At 70.0% G+C, this 18100-nt stretch carries 10 protein-coding genes and 1 pseudogene; 7 read left to right on the top strand and 4 right to left on the bottom strand.

The annotated features are described in order from the left end of the window. Nucleotides 1–29 precede the first annotated feature (29 nt). From ACFPIH_RS38175 to ACFPIH_RS38185, 3 genes are read left to right on the top strand one after another with little or no spacing between them, the layout of a single operon-like run. Entirely contained in the window at nucleotides 30–1364 is a 1335-nt protein-coding gene (locus ACFPIH_RS38175; protein WP_381184144.1) for an MFS transporter, read from the top strand. Then, entirely contained in the window at nucleotides 1361–2137 is a 777-nt protein-coding gene (locus tag ACFPIH_RS38180) for an alpha/beta hydrolase (protein WP_381184141.1), read from the top strand. Before ACFPIH_RS38175 ends, ACFPIH_RS38180 begins: the two co-directional genes overlap by 4 nt. Next, nucleotides 2134–4776 (top strand): family 78 glycoside hydrolase catalytic domain, encoded by a 2643-nt coding sequence (locus tag ACFPIH_RS38185; RefSeq protein WP_381184138.1) that lies wholly within the window; start codon nucleotides 2134–2136, stop codon nucleotides 4774–4776. The genes ACFPIH_RS38180 and ACFPIH_RS38185 overlap by 4 nt, the downstream gene beginning before the upstream one ends. A 163-nt stretch (nucleotides 4777–4939) precedes the next feature. Here the strand turns inward: ACFPIH_RS38185 and ACFPIH_RS38190 are convergent, their stop codons facing one another. Next, nucleotides 4940–5941: a LacI family DNA-binding transcriptional regulator gene (locus ACFPIH_RS38190; RefSeq protein ID WP_381184136.1), complete on the bottom strand. Its 1002-nt coding sequence runs from the start codon at nucleotides 5939–5941 to the stop codon at nucleotides 4940–4942. A gap of 382 nt (nucleotides 5942–6323) precedes the next feature. Between ACFPIH_RS38190 and ACFPIH_RS38195 the strand changes: the two genes are divergently transcribed. From ACFPIH_RS38195 to ACFPIH_RS38210, 4 genes are read left to right on the top strand one after another with little or no spacing between them, the layout of a single operon-like run. After that, a complete protein-coding gene (locus ACFPIH_RS38195; protein WP_381184133.1) occupies nucleotides 6324–7883 on the top strand; it encodes an ABC transporter substrate-binding protein in 1560 nt (519 codons plus the stop codon). Between the two features lie 9 nt (nucleotides 7884–7892). Then, a complete protein-coding gene (locus ACFPIH_RS38200) occupies nucleotides 7893–8834 on the top strand; it encodes an ABC transporter permease (RefSeq protein WP_381184130.1) in 942 nt (313 codons plus the stop codon). Beyond that, nucleotides 8831–10591 carry a dipeptide/oligopeptide/nickel ABC transporter permease/ATP-binding protein gene (locus ACFPIH_RS38205; protein WP_381184127.1) on the top strand — a complete coding sequence of 587 codons (1761 nt, stop codon included), beginning with the start codon at nucleotides 8831–8833 and terminating at the stop codon, nucleotides 10589–10591. The genes ACFPIH_RS38200 and ACFPIH_RS38205 overlap by 4 nt, the downstream gene beginning before the upstream one ends. Further along, nucleotides 10588–11424, top strand: coding sequence for an ABC transporter ATP-binding protein (locus tag ACFPIH_RS38210; RefSeq protein WP_381184124.1), 837 nt, complete (start codon nucleotides 10588–10590; stop codon nucleotides 11422–11424). The genes ACFPIH_RS38205 and ACFPIH_RS38210 overlap by 4 nt, the downstream gene beginning before the upstream one ends. Before the next feature lie 1330 nt (nucleotides 11425–12754). On the opposite strand, the pseudogene ACFPIH_RS38215 reads toward ACFPIH_RS38210, so the two are convergent. The 3 genes and pseudogenes from ACFPIH_RS38215 to ACFPIH_RS38225 form a co-directional block, all read right to left on the bottom strand. Next, nucleotides 12755–13759 (bottom strand): annotated as a pseudogene (locus tag ACFPIH_RS38215) (NACHT domain-containing protein); the annotation flags it as partial. 174 nt (nucleotides 13760–13933) lie between these two features. After that, nucleotides 13934–16285 carry a glycosyl hydrolase family 95 catalytic domain-containing protein gene (locus ACFPIH_RS38220; protein ID WP_381184121.1) on the bottom strand — a complete coding sequence of 784 codons (2352 nt, stop codon included), beginning with the start codon at nucleotides 16283–16285 and terminating at the stop codon, nucleotides 13934–13936. Nucleotides 16286–16483: 198 nt separating this feature from the next. Then, nucleotides 16484–18100, bottom strand: coding sequence for a PucR family transcriptional regulator (locus ACFPIH_RS38225; RefSeq protein WP_381184118.1), 1617 nt, complete (start codon nucleotides 18098–18100; stop codon nucleotides 16484–16486).

Raw genomic sequence — 18100 nt, forward strand, 5'->3', positions numbered from 1 at the left:
GTCTCTCCGGTACTCAACGAAGAGGACCCATGTCTGGCCTCACCGGCACCACGAGCAACCCCTGGAAGACCGCGACACTCGCCGGCATGGCCTCCTACCTGGACGCCGCCGCCCTGGTGACGTCGGGAATCGCCATCGGCGGCTACTACGCCGCACCGCTCCGGCTCGGTCCCGAGACCATCGGCTCCCTGCTGGGACTGCAGACCCTGGCGTTCGCCGCCGGTGCGCTCTTCGGCGGCCGGCTCGGCGACCGCTTCGGCCGCCGGACGATCTTCACCTTCTCGCTCGTCCTGTACGCGGCCGGTGTCCTGCTGCTTCTCGTGGCCGCGAGCCCCGTCCTGCTGTACGCCGGTGTCGTGACCACCGGTGTGGCCATCGGCGCGGACCTCCCCGTGTCGCTCGCGCTCGTCAACGAGGAGGCACCGGCCGGCAAGAAGGGCACCATGGTGGTGTTCTCCAGCATGCTCTGGCTCGCCGGCATCGTGGCCGTGCTGCTGCTCAGCTCCTTCATGGGAGCGCAGGGCGTACTCGGCGGCCGGATCCTCTTCGCCCACCTGCTGGTCGTGGCCGTCGTCGTGCTGCTCCTGCGCCTCACCCTCAGCGAGTCGGCCGAATGGGCCGCCGCACGCCGGGCCGCCGACTCCCACCCGAACTCCGCCGCCGAGACCATCGAGTTCAGTCGCGTCCGGGACCTCTTCCGGGCACCGACCGTCTACGCGCTCCTCGCGACGGGCCTCTACTACGCCACCTGGAACCTCGGCGCGAACACCCTCGGCCAGTTCGGCACCTTCCTGTGGACCGCTCTGGCCGACGGGGAGGTCGCGCAGTACTCGCGGCTGACCCTGCTCGGGCTTCCGGTGGGCTTCGTCGCCGGTCTGGTGTTCATGCGCGTGGTCGACCGGCCCGCCAGGCACGCCTGGTTCGCCGCGGGCACCACCCTGATCGTCATCGCCTGGGCCCTGCCCGCACTGCTCGGACCCGGCAGGTTCACGCTGGTCGCCGTCATGCTCGTCTCCGGCCTCGGCAACTCCTTCGCCGGTGAGTCCCTCTACAAGCTCTGGTCCCAGGAGCTCTTCCCCACCCTGCTGCGGGCCACCGCGACCGGTGTGACCATGGCGTTCACCCGGGCCCTCGCCGGACTGGCCGCACTGGGCACGCCCGCCTTCGCCCTGGGCCACACCGGGCTGTTCTTCGGCCTGCTCCTCGGCGTCACGGTGATCTCGGCGGTCATCGGCCTCGCCTGGGTGCCCCGCCTGCCCAAGGCCTCCCGGTCCGAGGAGCCCGCCGACGCCTCCCCGCCTGCCGCACCCGCCGAACCGAGCGGCGCTTCCGCCCCCGAGACGACCGAAAAGGCTGTTCCTTGATCCGCCATCACGACTTCCGTCACGACAATCTGACGCTGCGCTCGACGCTGCACATCCCCGAAGGGCCGCCGGGAACCCGCCATCCGACCGCGGTGTTCGTTCACGGCTTCACCTCCAACCGCCTCGAACTGCCCAACTTCGTCGCCATGTCCCGGCTGCTGGCAGCCCACGGCATCGCCTCGGTCCGATTCGACCTCTCGGGCCACGGGGAGAGCGACGGCGATTTCTTCGACGTGACCATCACCGGCGAGATCGCCGAGACCCGTACGGTCCTGCGGACCGTACGGACCCTCGACTTCGTGGACCCCGACCGCATCGGCCTGGTCGGCATGAGCATGGGAGGGGTGGTCGCCGGGATCACGGCCGCCGAGGAGACCGGGATCGGCGCGCTGTGCCTGTGGTCCCCGGCGGCGGTCGCCCCGTTCGAGATCGGCAGGGGCTGTCTCAAGGGCCGCCGGCTCGCCCCGGAGATCGAGGAGAAGGGCTACGTCGACGCCGACGGCCACCGGATGAGCCCCGCTCTCGTCGAGGACATCGCCGGCCTCGACGTCTACGGGCGGTCCGGCGCGTTCACCGGGCCCGTCCACATCCTGCACGGCGACAAGGACGACATCGCTCCCCTGGAGTACGTACGCCGCTACCTGGACCACTACGACGGGAACGCGGAACTGGAGATCGTCGAGGGCGCCGACCACGCCTGGGGAACCGTCCCCCACCGCACCACGCTGCACCGGTCCACGCTGCGATTCCTCCGGAGGCACCTCCAGCGATGAAGACGTCGAGCCCCACGGCACACCACGCGACGGACGCCACGACCTCCGTCACCGGCCTGCGCACCGCGGACGACTCCGGTCTCGTCGCCACCCCGTACCCCATGCCGCGCCTGTCGTGGTCGCTGTCGAGCGAACGGCCGGGCGTCCTGCAACACGCCTATGAGATCCAGGTGTCGGCCGACCCGTCCTTCACCGGCCCCGCGTCGAGCGGAGAGGTCGAGTCCGACACGGTGACCGATCACGCGTGGCCGGCGCAGCCACTGAACAGTCGCGAGATCCGGTACTGGCGTGTCCGTGCCCGCACCGACCTCGGGTGGACGGAATGGAGCGACCCGGCCCGTGTGGAGGCCGCGCTGCTCGACGACGTGGACTGGGCGGCCCGCCCCGTCCATCTGCCCGATGACCGGGGCCGTACCTCCCCCGGCCCCGTGCCGTTGCTCCGCCGGGAGTTCCACCTCCCGGCGGAGCCGGTGTCCGCCCGCCTGTACGTCACCTCGCTCGGCGTGCACCGCACCACGGTCAACGGGCGTCCCGTCTCCGGCGACCTGCTGGAACCGGGCTGGACCAGCTACCCCCATCGACTGCTCTACGCGGCCTACGACGTCACCGACCTGCTCGTCCCCGGGGCGAACGCCCTCTCCGCGGCGGTCGGCGACGGCTGGTACCGCGGCCATCTCACCTGGCACAAGAAGCGCGACGTCTACGGCGACTCGACGGCACTGCTCGCCCAACTCGAAGTCGGCCTGGCCGACGGGACCAGGGTCACGGTCACCACCGACGGCCGCTGGAAAGGCGGTTACGGCGGCCTCCGGGCGGCGGACCTGTACGACGGCTGCGAACTCGACCTCCGCCACGAGCCCCACGGCTGGCAGCTGCCGGGCTTCGCCGACCAGGACTGGGAACCCGTCGCCGTACTGCCCCTGCCCCAGGGGCTGACACAACGCGCCCACCCGCCCGTGCGCGTCGTCCAGGTCGTCCGGCCGGAGCGGCGAACCCTGCCCGACGGCACGATCGCCGTCGACGCGGGCGAGAACCTGACCGGCTGGCTGAGACTCCGCGTCGAGGGGCCGGCGGGTGCCGTTGTCACCGTCCGGCACGCCGAAGTCCTCGACGGCGAGGGCCGCCTGCTGACCAGCATCCTGCGCGGCGCCCGTGCCACCGACCAGTACACATTGGCCGGCGGCCCGGCCGAGCTGACGCCGGAGTTCACCTTCCACGGCTTCCGGTACGCCGAGATCGTCACCTCACCGGACGTGACCGTCGAGGCGATCGACGTCGAGGTGGTGGCCAGCGACCTGCGCCGTATCGGCGAGTTCCGCTGCTCCGACGAGCGCGTCAACACCCTGTACGCCAACGTCGTACGCTCCCAGCGCGGCAACTTCCTCGCCGTGCCGACGGACTGCCCGCAGCGGGACGAGCGGCTCGGCTGGACCGGCGACATCATGGCCTTCGCCCCGACGGCGTGCGCCACCTTCGACAGCGGCTCCTTCCTCGACAGCTGGCTCACCGACCTCCGTCTCGAGCAACGGCCCGACGGTGCGGTCCCGCTGGTGATCCCCGATGTGCCGCTCGGCGAACTGCCGCCCGCCGAGCTGCCGTTCGCCGGTGCCGCCGCGGGCTGGGGCGACGCCGCGACGGTCGTACCGGCCGCCCTCTACGAGGCCTACGGACAATCCAGCATGCTGGAACGCCACTACGCGGCGATGCGCGCGTGGGTCGATTTCACCGTCGATCACCTGGACGAGGACGGCACCTGGAGCGGCAACGCGCAACTCGGTGACTGGCTCGACCCGTCGGCTCCCCCCGAGGACCCGGCACGCGCCACCACCGACTCCGCCTATGTCGCCACCGCCTTCGTCGCGCACAGCGCCCGTCTGCTCGCCGACACGGACCGTGAACTGGGCCGCCTCGACGACGCCGCACGGTACGAGGCCCTGCACCGGCGTACCGCCGAGGCCGCCTGGCGCAAGTGGGGCGACCACGCCCGCACCACCCAGACGGGCTGCGCGCTCGCCCTCGCCTTCGCCATCGTGCCGGCCACCGAGCGGGCCGACGTGGGCAAGGCCCTCGCGAGTCTGGTGCGCGCCAACGGCGGCCGTATCGCCACCGGGTTCCTGGGCACACCGTTCGTGCTCCCCGCCCTGAGCGGCACCGGCCACACGGCAGAGGCGTACGAGCTGTTGCTCAACCCCGAGTGTCCTGGGTGGCTCTACCAGGTCGCCCGCGGTGCGACGACCATGTGGGAACGATGGGACGCCATCCGGCCCGACGGCACCATCGACGTCGAGAAGGCGGGCACGATGCTGTCGTTCAACCACTACGCCTACGGCGCGGTCGCCTCCTGGCTCTACCGGTCCGTGGCCGGTCTACGGCCCACCGCACCCGGCTACCGCACCCTCGACATCGCCCCACGCCCCGGCGGCACGCTCACCTCCGCCGAGGCCTCGGTCAGCACGCCGTACGGCACCGCGTCCGTCGCCTGGTCGATCAGTGGCGACACCCTCGCGGTGAGGGCCGTACTGCCGCCCGGCACCACCGGACGGTTCAGCGCACCCGAGGGCTGGCGCTGCGCGGAGACCGTCGACGGACTCGCAGCCGGCAGCCACTCCCTGTCCCTGCGTCCGGTCACCAGTCCCTGAAGCCACCCACAACCGGAGCCCGTCACCATCGGCTCCCTTCACGCCCGGTCCCGCAGACCGGGCTCACAGACGGCGGCCCGCTGCTCCCTGACACGCAGCGGGCCGCCTCCCTCCTCCGTGCCGACTCGGGTCGTGACGGCTTGGAACGTGACCGCTCGGGCCGTCAGGCCGACTCGCGGACCTCCAGCCGGATGTTCGGCTCCATTTGGTTTCCGGGGGCCTGCGCGCCGTCGAGCGCGGCCCGCACCGAGTTCGCGTACAGCTCGGCGATCCCGGGGAGGTCCTGGACGACGCTGGTCAGTGGTGGCCAGGACACCGCTGCGGCAGGGCTGTTGTCGACGCCGACCACCGCCATGTCCCGAGGGGCTTCGAGGCCGAGGTGCCGCAGACCGGCCAGCACGCTCATGGCCACATCGTCGTTGAACGCGCAGATGCCGGTCACTTGGGGATCGGCGGCGAGCCAGGACCGGACCGCGTCGGTGGCCGCGCCCGGTGTCAGCGGGACGGTCCGGACGTCGGGGGCGGGCAGTCCCAGCTCGGCGCAGACCCTGCGGACACCGTCCAGGCGCGGCCGGGCGAAGACGGCGACGCGCTCGTCGTCGGGGTACGCGTAGCCGAGTCGCCGGTGGGAGACGGCCAGGTGGCGGGCCTGAGCGGCACCGATCGCGTTCGCGCTGGTGATGCCCTCGTCCGACCCGAGCCCCTTGTCGTCGTACAGGGCGGCGATCACCTCGATGCCCGCGGCCCGCATCGCCGTCGCATCGGAGTCGGAGAACTGCTCGAAGGCCAGCACGGCGGCCGGTGTGAGGGCCTTCCAGATCTCGCCCAGCGAGCGGGCGCCCCGGATACCGGAATGCACGACGAAGGTGAGATTACGCTTCGCGAACGCAAGCGTCAGCTCCTGGATGAGCCGGCCGGTCGCATAGCCGAGCGGCCAGTCGGGCAGCAGGCCGAGCACCACGTCGGAACGTCCGTACCGGAGGGTTCGCGCCGCGGCCGACGGGGCATAGCCGAGCCGCTCGGCCGCCGCCAGAACGCGCTGACGTGTCGCGTCGGTGATCTTCTGATGCTGGGTGTTGTTGAGGACGAAGCTCACCGTCGCCCGCGACACACCGGCCTCACGAGCCACATCCGCACTCGTCACTCTCCCGCTTCGCGGTGCCATCGACGACCACCTTCCACGAACCTCTTGCGCGACGCAGGAGACACGGTTAGTTTACGGACACCCACTTTAACGTGTTAGCGACACGTTAAAGCTACTCCAAGTAGCCATGAGGCGAGGTTGTTCGATGGGACGCCCCATCGATTCATCCGATCGCCGACATTGAAGCAGACGGTCCGCGGCGCCCACGAGACGGAGTGATCCTCCGGGTACGTCGCAGTGGGCCCGGTTCATTCACGCATCGGCATCGCCCTCGACTTCCGGCGGCCCCTCCCGCTGAACCCTCATCTGAACACTTGCAAATCCGTCCTACCTGGCAGTCCGCCTTGGCGGCCCTCCTCGGCGACCTCCTTGTTCGGCCCGCCTTTCCTTTCGGAGACCCTCGATGAAGAGAAGAACCGCACTCCAGGCCTCGATCGGCGTCGTGGTCACGCTCACGCTCGCCGCCTGCGACGGTGGACAGACCGGCGGCAGCGCCGGAAGCGCCGGCCCGGTGAACCTGACCATCGCCCTGTCCTCGGCGCCCAACAGCCTGGACCCCGCCCAGGTCGCCGTCGGGCCCTTCCTGAACTACATGGATCCCGCCTACGCGACCCTGCTGACCCGCAAGGCCGACGGCACCCTGGGGGCCGGGCTGGCCGACAAGTGGGGCTACGTCGGCAAGAAGAACACCGAGTTCGAGCTCCACCTGCGCGAGGGCGTGAAGTTCGCCGACGGCACGCCGACCACCGCCACCGACGTCGTCAATTCGTTCAAGTACTTCCAGAAGGGCAGCGGACCCACCGTCGCCTACTACCGTCCCCTGGCCTTCTCCACGCCGGACAGTTCGACCGTGGTGATCAGCAGCCCGACACCGAACCCCGACATGGGCACCCTGTTCACGCCCGCGTACATGGGCGGCGCCATCATCAGTCCGGCCGGGCTGAAGGCCCCGAAGAAGCTGGCCTCCGCGTCCTTCGGTGCCGGACCGTACGTGTACAGCGCCCAGCAGTCGGTCTCCGGCGACCACTACGTCTACGTCCCGAACAAGAACTTCTACGACAAGGCCGCCGTCCACTTCAAGAGGATCACCGTGCGGGTGATGCCGAACGTCAACTCGCAGGTGCAGGCCCTGAAGTCCGGGCAGATCGACCTCATGTACGGCACTCCGGACGTGGCGCCGACCGTCAAGGGCACCAAGTCGCTCACCACGCTCCAGAAGCCCACCACCTGGGCGGGCCTGTTCCTCCTGGACCGTGAAGGCACCGTCGTCAAGGGGCTCGGCGATGAGCGGGTCCGGCAGGCACTGAACTACGCCATCGACCGCACCGCGATCACGAAGGCGGTCTACGGCGGCTTCGGCACACCGGTCTCCCAGCCGGCGATGCCCGGCTACGACGGCTACAGCCCCGTGGCCGCGGACATGTACCCCTACGACCCGGCCAAGGCCAAGAAGCTGCTGAAGGCGGCGGGATACGACGACGGACTGACCATCCCGGTGAACTACGGGTCGTTCGACCCCTCGACGACCAAGATGGTTCAGGCCGTGCAGGCCCAGCTCGCCGAGGTGGGCGTCAAGCTGAAGCTGAGGGCCGCCACGAACTTCGGCGCCTGGATCAACGACCTGCTGTCGAAGAAGTACGCGGCCACCGTGCTGTCACCCGGCACGGGCGGCGAGCCCAACTTCTACGCACAGCAGGCGGGCTTCACCAAGACGGGCATCATGAACCTCTTCGGTGTGACCGACCCGGACGTCGATGCCGCCTACGCCCGGCTCGCCAAGTCGGACGCGAAGTCCAGCGGGGCGGCGGCTAAGGATCTCACCGATGTGATCGTGCGCAAGGCGCTCGCGCTGCCGGTGTCCGGTACCGACACGATCGCCCTCTACAACACCAAGTTGCAGGGAGTGCAGTTCCCGGAGGGCAGCGCCCAGCTGACCTCGAACACCATGTGGACCGTTCGCTGACGAGGACCGATGCTTTCCATCATTCTCCGCAGGCTGGCGCTGTCCATCCCGCTCCTTGTGATCGTCTCGGCGATCACCTTCCTCCTGGAGTCGTTCGTGCCGGGAGATCCGGCACGAACGCTGCTCGGCATCAACGCGACGCAGGAGCAGTACGACGCGCTGAGAGCCGCCATGCATCTCGACCAGCCGGTCGTCGTGCAGTACTGGCTGTACCTCCGTGACGTCCTGCACGGCGACTTCGGCGACTCGCTGTTCACCGGTGAATCCGTGCTGGGGCTGATCGGGCAGCGTCTCGCGGTCACCCTGGCGCTGGTGATCGGGGGGACCGTGCTCGCGAGCCTGGTCGGCGTCGTACTCGGCGTGTACAGCGCGACGCGCGGCCGGTTCAGCCGCCGGCTGTTCGACATCGTGTCCCTGCTGGGCAGCGCGGTGCCCAACTTCTGGATCGCACTGCTCTTGGTCGCCGTGTTCGCCGTCAAGTTCGCGCTCTTCCCCGCCACCGGATACACCCCCTTCGCCGATTCGCCGGGGCAGTGGGCAGCCGGCCTCGTCCTGCCCGTGATCTCTCTCTCCATCGGCGGAGTCGCCTTCATCTCCAAGGTCACTCGCGACGCGATGCTGTCCACCCTCGGCCTCGACCACATCAGAACGCTGCGGGCCTCCGGCATCGGGCCCTCGTCGATCATCTGGAAGCACGCCCTGCGGGGCTGCGGACTGCCGGTGGTGACCACGATCGGCCTCATGATGATCACGTTCATCCCCGGCACGATCCTCATCGAGAACGTCTTCACCCTGCCCGGTCTGGGCACCACCGTCGTGGAAGCGACCAACCAGCACGATCTGCCGGTCGTGCAGGGCCTCGCCATCACCTTCACGGTCATGGTGATCGTGGTGAACCTTCTCGTCGACGTCCTCTACAGCCTCCTCAACCCGAAGGTACGTACGGAATGACCACCGTCGAGGCGCCTCCGAAGGCGCGATCGCAGGCGAGGATCAACCCCTTCGCCGGGATATGGCGCCGTCCCGTCACCGCCGCGGCGCTCGTCGTGGTCGCCGGGATCAGCGTCGCCGTCGTCCTCGCCCCGCTCCTGGCACCGCACCCGCCGCTGGCGCAGGACCTGCTCCACACGCTGTCCGGCCCGTCGGCGGACCATCCACTGGGCACCGACGTCCTCGGCCGCGACGTGCTGAGCCGACTCCTCTACGGCGGACGGCCGACCCTGATCGGGGTGGGCCTCGCCGTACTCGTCTACGCCGTTTTCGGCATGTCGCTGGGCATACTGGCCGGCTATCTGCGCGGCTGGACCGACCGGATCATCGTCGCCGTGCTGGACGTCATGCTCTCGGTTCCGGCGGTCATCATCACGCTCGCCGTCCTCGCGATCTTCTACCAGAGCAACGTCGCCGCCATGCTCACGCTCGGCTTCTTCGCCTCCGCGGGCCTCGCCCGGATCATCCGCAGCTCTTGCCTCGCGCTGCGCGAGGAACTGTTCGTGGACGCCGCCAGGGTGTCCGGGCTCGGGCCGGCACGGATCATGACACGGCACATCCTCCCCCGCCTGACAGGGCAGTTGCTGGTCCCGGTCTTCCTCTTCTCGGGCAACGCCCTCGCCATCCAGACCGGCCTCGGCTTCCTCGGACTGGCCACTCCGGCGCCCGCCCCGAGCTGGGGCGGCATGGTCGGAGAGGCCGCGCAGATCATGCAGCAGAACCCTTACCTGCTGTTCGTCTCCGGTGGCGTGATCGGCCTCATGTCCCTGTCCTTCGGACTGGTCGGCGACGGCCTGCGGGACCTCGAACAGGACCGGCGGCAGGCAACCGGCGGCCGGTTGCGGCGGCCCGGTCCCGCAGTGACCCCTCAGGATGCCGCCAAGCCGTCGGACACACCGCCGGTCGGGGCGGTACTCACCGTGCGCGACTACTCGATCGCCTTCGCCACCGCGCAAGGTCCACGCAATGTCGTCGACTCCATCGGCTTCTCGGTCCGCCCCGGTGAGATCTTCGGGCTCGTGGGCGAATCCGGCAGCGGAAAGACGGTGACGGGCCTGTCCCTGCTCGGACTGCTCCCTCCCAACGGGGCCGTGACGAGCGGATCGGCCTGGCTGGCCGGTACCCGGATCAGCGGTCTGCCGGAGCGGGAGTTGCAGCGCATCCGCGGCAGCGAGATCGCCCTGGTGTCGCAGGAACCCATGGTCGCCCTCGACCCGTACTTCACCATCGGCTCCCAGCTGGCCGAGGTCATCCGGCGCACCGGTGACGTGACGGGCGGAAAGGACGCCGTACGGCAGCGGATCCGGGACCTGCTGACCAGCGTCCACCTGCGCGATCCGGACGACGTCGTACGCCGGCACCCGCACGAACTCTCCGGCGGCATGCTCCAGCGCGTCGTCATCGCCATGGCGCTGGCGGGGTCGCCCAAGGTGCTGATCGCCGACGAACCCACCACCGCACTGGACGTCACGGTGCAGGCCGGCGTCCTCGATCTGCTCCGCTCGCTGCGCGACGAGCGCGGCATGGCGATCGTCCTGATCACGCACGACCTGGGAGTGGTGGCGGACACCTGCGACCGGGCGATCGTGATGGAGAAGGGCCGGATCGTGGAAGAAGGCTCGGTCGAGGACATCTTCTATCGGCCCCGACACCCGTACACGAAGAAACTCATCGAGAGCACCCCCAGCATCGCGACGACCGAGGGCAGGATCGCGTGACCGGCACCCCCACACTCCAGATCGACGGCCTCGCGGTCCGCTACCCCTCCCGCGGCTGGCGCAAGCCCCCGACCACGGTCATCGAGAACGTGTCGTTCGAGGTCGGTCGGGCGGAGACGGTCGCGCTCGTGGGCGAGTCCGGCTCGGGCAAGACCACCATCGGCAGAGCGGTGCTGGGTCTGACGCCGGTGAGCGGCGGTCGCGTGCTGCTGGACGGGCGGGACATCACACGGCTCACCGGCCGTGCCCGCCGCGCGCTGTCCACCGATCTCCAGGCGATCTTCCAGAATCCGTACGGCTCGCTCAATCCGGCCCTGCCGGTGGGACGGACGCTGGCCGAGCCCCTGCTCGCCGGTTCGACCCGCTCACGCGGCGAGGTCCGCGATCACATCGCCGACCTGCTGCGCCGCGTGGGCCTGCCCGAGGACGCGGCCGACCGGTACCCGGCCCAGTTCAGCGGAGGTCAGCGCCAACGCATCGCCATCGCCCGGGCAGTCGCCCGGCAACCCAGGATCATCATCTGTGACGAGCCGACCAGTGCCCTCGACGTCACCACCCAGGCCGCCGCTCTCGCCCTGCTCGCGGAACTCCAGCAGTCACTGGGATGCGCGTACCTGTTCATCACCCACGACCTCGCCGTCGTCAAGGAGTTCGCGGCGCGCACCCTGGTGCTCCAGCACGGACGCATCGTCGAAGAGGGACGCAGCACCGAGGTGTGCGCCCGGCCGCGGCACGAGTACACCCGGCGGCTGGTGGCGGCCGCCCCCGTCCCGGACCCGGTACTGCAACGCAGCCGCCGTCACCAGCGCCTGGAGGTGAAAGCAGCCTCGTGACACCCACCGGCTCTGCCGCAAGCTGTTTCTGCAGGCGGATGTGGCGGAACTGGTGCACCGGGCCGCTGCGGCGCAACAAGCCGCGACGGTGGGCGTCGTCGAGGAAGCCCATGAAATGCCAGGGCACTTGCCGGGACACGGCGAGCCAGGCCCGGGTGAGGACGAACGCGCCCCAGCAGGTGCCGGCCACCCCCACCATCCGGTCCGTGGCCATGAAGGCGAAACCCATCAGGGCACCCACGAACACCCCCTTCTGCGCGCCCAGTCCGAACCCGGCCGTCAGCCCCGCCCCGACGGCCACCACAGGGCCCGCCACCAGTGCACGCGCTGCCGCGGCGGCCCGGTCCGCGCCAAGGACGGAGCGGGGGCTGACCGAGCGGTCGAGGTTGGCCGGGTTGTCGATCCACAGGTGGAGGCTGTCAACGACGCCCAGGGCCAAGCCCATCGCGAGCGACAGGATGCCGAAGACGAGGCCGGTGGTGAGCCCGTTGACCAGCCCGAGCAGGAAACCGAGGACGGCGCCGAAGAGCAGGCCGAGGAGAAGTCCCGCACTGACGCGGCGCAGGATGTTCAGCCGATGGCCCCGGATGCGGATCTGCACGGCAGTGGGTTTCGTGCGGCCCCCATGGATGACGAACCCCGCGGCGAGTCCCGCGAGGATGCCGGTGGACGTGCCCTGCCCGACGCCGAGGGCGAGTTCTCCGTCCACCACCGTGGGCATCCCGGTCGCGAGTCCGACGGCCAGGGCGCAGGCACGCCCGAGCACCGGCCCCCGCACCCGCTCGCCCAGCGGCCGCAAGGACGGGGAAAAGGCGCGCACACAGCCGAGCACCGTGAGGGCCGCCCCGGAGGAGAGCCCCACGGGCCACCCCCACAGGTCCGTGATGACGAAGCCGCACGGCACCCCTGCCGCGAGTCCCACGGGCAGTCCGCTCACCAGCCGTCCCGTGGTGGAGGTGACCGCCGACGGCAGTGTCCACCATTCGATGTCGCGCCGACCCTCACGCTCCAGCCACTGCGCGAGGAACCGCAGCCAGCGCCGGACCCGAAGCACGGTCCAGGGGCCGCTGTGCCGTTCCGGGTCAGGCCGGTCGTAGGCGACCCTCACGAGTTCGTGGAGGAGATGCTTCTCAACGGCCTCCGGGTGCTCGAAGATGACCAATTCGGACGGGTTGGAGTCGCGGGGCGCGTACACGTTGCGTGCGAGCCACACCATCAGCGGAACCTGGAGCACGTCGGCGACCGGGCTGCTGCGCGTGCGGTCGAGCAGGTCCCAGACCACGTTCCAACGGCCGGGCGGGATATGGGCGGTGTTGTACTCCAGATACGCCTTGACGGCCTCGCCGGACACCGGTGACAGCTCCACCGCGGCGGCGGCCGGAAGCCCGCTGCCCACCGCGTCGACGGCCTGCCGGTATTCGTCGGTGCGGCTGGTGATGACCAGCGGGGCGTACGCGCCGTACTCCACGAGCCGTTCCATCGCCTTGGGCCGGGACGGCTCCGCGATTTCATCGAATCCGTCCAGGACCAGCAGCAGATGTCCGTCGCGTACAAGACGGGCACCCAGCGGCTCCACGGCGCGCGGGTTGCGATCGGGGGCGTCGAGCCCGTCGAGTCCTTCCCGGGGAGGTTCGGCCCACGGCGTGGCCAGCCAGGTGAAGTCACGTATCAGCAGACCCGTCACCCAGGGGCGCAGCTCCTCCTCGTTCGGGTCCCACGAGTCGAGCGAATAGAAGACCGGTACCGGCCCGCCCGGCTCACGCGCCTCGAGCAGATCGCGGGCGAGGCGGCGGGCCAGATGCGTCTTGCCCCCGCCGCCCCGGCCGAGGACGACGAGCCGCCCGTACCTCAGCCGTCGCGCATACGTCTCACGCAGGGCCTCGTACTCCCCGGCCGGCGCCTGCGGATCCAGGCCGTGGTCCGGCGGCGCCGGGGCGTCGGTGAGCAGGTCGGCCCAGGTGAGCCAGGTCATTACGGCTCGGGCCGCCGGGGTCACCGACCATTGGACGGGGAAGGACGAGCGGGGATCCTGATGACGCCTCTCTCCCTCTTCGGCGATCCATTTCTCTCGCACACGCCGGACCAACAGGTCGATCGCATCGCCCAGTTGGGCCCGCGACGGCGTGCCACCGTGCCGGGCCCAGCCAATCAGGGTGCGGACCAGCTGCCGCGTCACCGGGACCAGCGCGAGCACGCCGCCCGACACGGCCAGCCACTGGGTCGTCTTCTCCACGCCCAGTGAGGCCATATACAGCGCAAGGCCGAAGAGCGCAGCGGCCAGGAGCGGCAGCCCGACCCGTCCGGCGAACCGCCGTGTTCCCCCGATCCCTCTCATAGGCTCAGGATGAAGGAACAAATCCTCCCAGGCCAAGGGGATTTGGGAAATTCCGCCTCCGGAACCACCCGGAAGTCGAGCATGTTCCGTGCCGCCATCTCGCCGGGACGGAGATCGGGCGGGCAGGCAGCACACCAGCGCCCGCTCCACGCCCCGTCTCCATCGCCGAGGGACTCATTCCGGCAGTCCCCATGGCTTCGCCTCGCCGACGGCCGGTACGTCGCGCGGTTGCAGATCCGGGTGGGCGCCGCGCGGGGCGACGACGGCCGTCTGGTCCCGGCCGAGCGGGATCTCTATACGGCCGGGGCCCGTCTCCCGGCAGCGCAGCCGACGGCCGTGCTCGTCCCTCACCTCGATGGCGCCGGCGATGCCGTGTTGGAGTACCAGTGGCGCACCCGCCTCGCTGTGGACCCGCACCCACCGGGTCCTGCCGCCGGAGCGGTCCGCGTCGACCAGGAACGCGCCCTGGGCACGCAGTGACTGGAACGAGACATCCGGCCAGCGACGTGACACGGAGGGGAAGACCCGAACGACGCCGCCATGGCTCTGCAGACCCATGTCGAGGATCGACTGGGCCGTGGTCAGAGGGCTCTCGACGGCCAGGTTGCCGTCCTCGGCGTACATGGTGTTCGCGGTCATGTAGCAGTTGCTGAAGGACTCGTCGAAGAGGTTCCCGGTGAAGGTGGTGAGAAAGTCGAGGGCGTCCTCGGGCCTCCCCATGCGCGACGCCATCGAGGAGGCCGCCGCGTAGCTGTACCCCGCCCAGAGGCTGCGGTCCTCGGCCCAGTGGTCGAACGTGGTCCGCATGACGTCCCGGTCGGCCGGCCGGTCCCAGTTGAGCTCGTGCAGCGGGTACAGCCACAGCATGTGGGAGAAGTGGCGGTGGGAGTCGGCGAGTGGCTTGTCGGCGCCGATCATGACGCCGGTCGCGTCGCGCGGGTAGTCGACCAGACGCCGCAGGATCTCCCGCCAGCGCCCGGCACGCGGGTTGTCGGTGCGGAGGATGCGCAGGCAGTCGAGGAGAGTGGCACAGCCCCAGCGGAGAAGGGAGAGGTCATAGGTGCAGTCCACCGCGTCCGCGTACTCCGGAGACCGGGTGAGCGGCAGGTGCAGCTTGCCGTCACCGCCCTCGTAGAGGAAGTGGTCGTAGTAGTTCACCGCTTTGACGAGGATCGGGTACAGGACGTCGCGCACGATGCGCGTGTCCATGGTGTGGCGGTAGCTGAGCCAGACGTTGTGCATGGCCCAGGAGAGGTTGCCGTTGTTGTCCGTCTTGGCGGACGTGCCGGGGACACCGACGGTGTGGGTGCCGGGGCGCAGCGTCCAGTCGGAGGGATGGGCCAGAGCGTAGATCTCCTCGTTCGGGATCGCGGGAGGGAGGGACAGCGGCAGGTTCTTCTCGAAGTTCTTGAAGGTGGAGGTGACGGAGTCGAGTTCCAAGTGGTTGGATCCCTGGATCAGCCAGGTGGCGATCTGAACGTTGAGGTTCCACCAGACCGCGGTCCAGCTGCCGCCGGTCTCCGGATACCAGGGCCCCCACTCGGACATCGAGGGTCCTCCGGCGCGGGTGGCGCAGGCGGCCTTGTAGAGCTGGATCCAGTAGAAGTCCTGAATCCGCTTGTCGGGCACGGAGAGCAGGCTGCGCCGGTAGAAGCGGTTCCACCAGCCGCGGTGCTCGCGCACCAGTTCGTCCGGGTCCTTGGCCAGAGTGCGCGCCACCTCGGCCACGGCGAGTTCGGTGGTTTTCGAGAGGTCGTCGGGGTAGCGGTAGACGATGTGCGCGGCAAGCAGTCTGCCGGTGCCGACACGGCGTTCACGCCAGGCGGTGGCCCACCCGCCGCCGGCGATCAGCGGCTGTTCGACGTAGTGGGTGGTGCCCGCGGAGCCGACGCGGGGGTCGGGGTTGCCGGTGTAGTCGGCGGGCTTGCCCTTCGTTCGGGGCGAGGTGGCGGACATCCATGTGAACGACCAGGTCGCGCTCTCCTCTCCCGCGCTCGGCCGGGTGGAGATCAGCAGAGCGGTACGGGCGTTGTGGACCAGCATCGAGAAGTGGACGCTGCCCCGGGTGGTGGTGATGGTGCCGTTCAGCTCGGCGTCCCAGATGTCGAGGGTCCAGTCGACATCGGTCACCTCGCCTGCCAGCGTGAGATCGAAATGCCCTATGGGCAGCCGTGAATAGCCGTAGGTGGCGGCCCACTGGGGTCGCTGGTCCTGAACCTGATTGTGACTGACCATCACTTTCACGGAGTTGGCCGTCGCGCCCCGGTAGACGTTCACCCCGAGCAGACCGTTGCCGAGGAAGGGACCGTCCTTCCAGTCGCCGGGCATCCGCCGCCACCGCGGAGCGGCGGCCCTGGCCAGCCGTTCGGGCAGACTTCCCGCCCCGCCGGGCCCCCGGGGCGCGGCCCAGGCGGTGCCGGATCCGGTCAACCGCCCTCCGGCACCGAGCGCGACCGCCGAGCCGACAACGGCCGCCGAGCCGAACACTCCTCTGCGAGAGATCCCGTTCCCTGGTGTCGGGGTCACGTATGTGCCTCCTATATCCGGTTGTGAACTACCCGGCATGGTGCAGGCAAGGGGAGCTCCAGGGGAAGACCTCCGACGTATCAGAATTCGGACGAGTTCATATCCGCAGGTAAGTTGGGCAGCTCGGCTACTTCGAGGCGCTGGAGGGCTCCAGCCAACCGATGTATAGGCGTGGAGGAGAGCACGGAGCGAACACGCTCACATGCCGCGCGCAGAGCGAGAGACGACTCCCCGAGAACCCTCGTCGGCATCGCCGGGCAGCCAGTGCAGGGCGAACCAGAGTTCCATCCGTACGCCGGGGTCCTGCAGGTCGACATCGAGGAGTTCGCCGACCCGTGCCAGGCGGTGGCGCACGGTGTTGCGGTGAACGTGAAGGGTCGCGGCGGTACGGTCCCAGCTGCCGTGCAGGGTCAGCCAGGTCCGCAGGGTGCCGAGGAGGACCGAGGCGCCCGGCGCACCGGCCTGGTCGAGAGGGGCGAAACGGGTGCGGGCCAGATCCTGGGCGTCGGCAGCGGGGATGAGCCCGTGCACGGTGAGCGGGTCCTCGGTGTGGACGGCAGCGGGCACCTGGGTGGCGATCGCGCGTCGGAGGGCGCGTTCGGCCTGACGATCTGCATGCGGCAGGTCCGAGGCCGGCACAGGTGTGCTGAATCCGAGGACCCAGCCCAGGTCGGCGGCTTGCGCAGGAGCCTCGGGGCGGGCGTCCGGTGCACTGGGGACCAGCGCTCTGAGTTCGGGGCCGTCGACGTGCAGGTAGGGGGTGCCCAGGGCAGTGCCCAGGGTGGCGAGTTGTGCCGGGTCGTCGTCCGGGTGCGGTGCCGGCGTGGAGTGTGGGGGCGTGTGCCGGCCGTGGACCACGGTCCAGTGTCCGGCTTGTGTCGTGCCGACGGGTGTGAGGGCGGGTGCGACGTCGGCCGGGGTGGCTCCGAGCATGAGCCGTACCAGCGCGCCGGCGCTGTGGGTGTCGGTGCCCAGGGCGTGCCGTGGGCTGGTGAGCAGGGCCAGCAGAACGGTTGCGGTGCTGGTGATCTGACGGTGGACCGGGGTCGGGGCCGTGGTGGTGGCCTGGCCGAGGGCGAGCGACATGCTGGTGCCGTCCGCTGCGGGCAGGGTGTGGACGGTCAGGTGGGTTCCGCCCTGGTGATCGGCTGCCGCGGCCGGTGCGGATCGTCCGGTGGGGCCTGTGCGGACGCGGGCGGTGGTGCGTACGGCGAGGTCACGTACGCGGTCCGGGGTAGGGGAGGAGGGGCGGGGGCCGGCGCTGAACAGTTCGTTGCCCTGAGCGTCGTAGAGGACCGCCCAGGCCCCGGTGTGAGCGCTGAGCCGGTCGAGCACGGCCTGGAGCGCATCCGGCCGGGCGGCGGCCGTGGCCAGCGCAGATTGCGCTCGGGAGATCTCGCGAAGCTCACGGTTTCGGGTCTCGGCGATCGCGGCGTACGTGGCTTGCCCGACGGCGACGAACGGGGTGGCCGGCGGCAGCCGCAGGAGCGGCAGCCCGTGGCGGTCGCAGGCGGCGATGAGCTCCGGCGGAACCTCCTCGTGCACCGGGGCGACGCCGAACCCGAGCGCGCTCACTCCGGCGGCGACGACCCGCCGTACGTACGTGTCGATGCCCTCCGCGTCGAGAGGAAGACGCACGCCCGCGGTGAGGAGCAGCTCGCCGCCCACCAGATACGGTGTCGGGTCCTCGATCTCCGTGGTGCCCACCGTACTGACATGGGGGTCCCCGACAGGACCTGCGACCTGACGAAGTCCCAGGTCGGGGTCGGCGAGCAACACGCTCAGAGGCACGGACGGCTGCTCGGACTCGGTCAT

It is taken from the genome of Streptomyces vulcanius (assembly GCF_042653945.1).
Taxonomy (GTDB): Bacteria; Actinomycetota; Actinomycetes; order Streptomycetales; family Streptomycetaceae; genus Streptomyces; species Streptomyces mangrovi.